We start from the raw sequence: 2,195 nt of genomic DNA on the forward strand, positions 1-2,195 counted from the left end.
ACACTGCCATTGCGGCAAAATATGAAAGATATCTTTGAGAACATCACAGGCACACCTGATATATATTCAGAGGCATTTGAGCAGATATCAAAGCTATGGAAAGATTCATACACGAAGCTATACGTGCCGTATACTAACTCCCTGCTGAAGCTTTCTATGAAATCAGCGGAGATCTCCCGGGGGAATGCGAATCCTGAAGCCTATAAGGAATTCTATACCTTATGGATGAATACATATCAGGAGACCTATGGCAGGTTGTTTGATACCCAGTCCATGCGGCCTTCAAAAGAAGTATTAGAGTATTTCGTGCAGAGCGAAAACGTTAATCTGAACCTCTACAAGTCCTGGATAGCAACCCTTGGAAAACTGTCACAGAAGGCTGAGGAACTATCTAAGCAGAGACCAGATCCAGAGGCACATAAAGAACTTTATAATCTCTGGGCAAAAATGTATGGAAAGGCATTTGATAACTTCTTTGAGAACACACCCACATTCAGCCCGTTTAAGGAGATTATGGAGCCTGTCAGGAATGCGGCAAAGATATATGCAGATACATTCACCGGCATGTCAAGGATCTGGGCGAAACCGGATTTTAGTTCAGCGCCGGCATATCCAGGAAAATATAGAACATGAGCATGGAAAAACCGGGTTTTGAATCCACCCAGAATTTTTCGACCTGTGGTTAAAGACCTATGAATCCACCTATGGCAGGCTACTTGAAATGCCTGCCCCGGGTCCAACCCGCGAGAAATCCGAAAAATTGATGAAGGGTTTCTCTATTGGGTCGTGTACCTCAATAACTGAAAACCTGCTATTGTAAAAGTTACACTAGTTCATCGACTTAAGATTTGCAAGTCGGGTAACCTACTCAATTTCCTATTGTAACTTTTTACATTGGTATTTCAATCATAGACGTACACGACCTTAATCGTCTTTGAAAAATTTCTGTGTGGAAACTTGCGTATCAACATATTTTAAAGTCATTTTTATGCTTCTTTCGATGATAGCCTCTACGTCCTTTTCTTCCTTATTGTTCATCACAGTGTCAAATATTTCTTTTTTCAGTTTTTGTATATTTTTATTCAATTTAACCTCTTTTCTATACTAATTTCATACACCCATGTTTATAAATGTAAATTGTCCTAAAAGTTATATATTTAGGCAATAATTCTACCACTAAGCTATCTGGACAGAAATGTTTTTTATCTATCCATTCCCTGTATCTTCCGAAACATTTGGTTCTGGTTCATTTTGACCTATTTCCGTGCAGGAGAGCTTTCATTCAAATGAAGTCAAGTTAATCAATCATTCCAAAGTGCCTGAATGCCTGTTTGATTGGTTCAATTTTTTTTAAGGGGCAGGGATTCGCCCTCGGATGTCCTCTACACCAAGCTTCTCGGTGTGTTAAACCACACATCTCTTTCACGTGGGCTATATAGCAAGTTTTCACTTTGATACCCTTCAATTCCAGAAAATTTTTTACATCTTCGTAATCTGCCATTTATGTATTTACGACTTATGGGTTTAAAGACTTATATGGACTCTAAACACTGCTCTATTTAACTCACCTCAAAAGTCATATAATACTGTAAAACTGACGAGCCATTATTCATTTTCACACAACTTTATATGCGATGCGCTACATTTCATTCATGGTGGTGTGGTAAATCAAATCGGATTAGAACTTTTAGCTGGTGGATTTGTAGCGCTAGTAATGGCATTTTTCCCACTTTATCTTTCAGGAATGCTTTGACTGTGTGACCGCTTTGAACTATGTTGAGCGATTCCCTTACAAATTAGAGTTTTTCGATATGAAAGCTAATGGAAAACTAATCGCTCTTTACCATTTCAGCGATTCGATTCCCACAGAAGCCACACTGAAGAAGCTTTGCATCTCCAACTGCGAAATATTGCATTATATGACCACATTTTTTACAAAATGATGCATCGCCTTTTGCTTTCATGGTATCTATTGATTGTCTTATAGAACGTAATTGATTGTCCTGCTCTTTATCAAGATACATCAAGTCTTCGTCACTGAATATTATCGTCATGTCTATTGACTCCGATTTTTCAACTTGTTAAGATAGAACTTGACATTGTTAAATATATCTGTGCGTTATCAGCTTAAATATGCCCCATCTGAAGATAGTTTTAACAGGTCATAATCACGTATATATTAACCTACAGAGATA

General features: G+C 38.0%; 3 protein-coding genes. 1 reads left to right on the top strand and 2 read right to left on the bottom strand.

The window, feature by feature from the left end; translation table 11 throughout:
• Positions 1-633, top strand: a 633-nt coding sequence (locus tag MNV_RS04190; RefSeq protein ID WP_218837890.1) for a hypothetical protein, incomplete at its 5' end; no start/stop codon positions are given.
• 664 nt (positions 634-1,297) lie between these two features.
• Here MNV_RS04190 and MNV_RS18935 read toward each other — a convergent pair.
• A complete protein-coding gene (locus MNV_RS18935) occupies positions 1,298-1,501 on the bottom strand; it encodes a hypothetical protein (protein ID WP_143311626.1) in 204 nt (67 codons plus the stop codon).
• Between the two features lie 328 nt (positions 1,502-1,829).
• Positions 1,830-2,054 carry a hypothetical protein gene (locus MNV_RS04195; RefSeq protein ID WP_096204124.1) on the bottom strand — a complete coding sequence of 75 codons (225 nt, stop codon included), beginning with the start codon at positions 2,052-2,054 and terminating at the stop codon, positions 1,830-1,832.
• Positions 2,055-2,195: the final 141 nt, after the last annotated feature.

Origin of the sequence: Candidatus Methanoperedens nitratireducens, assembly GCF_900196725.1 — an archaeon.
Lineage (GTDB): Archaea > Halobacteriota > Methanosarcinia > Methanosarcinales > Methanoperedenaceae > Methanoperedens > Methanoperedens nitroreducens_A.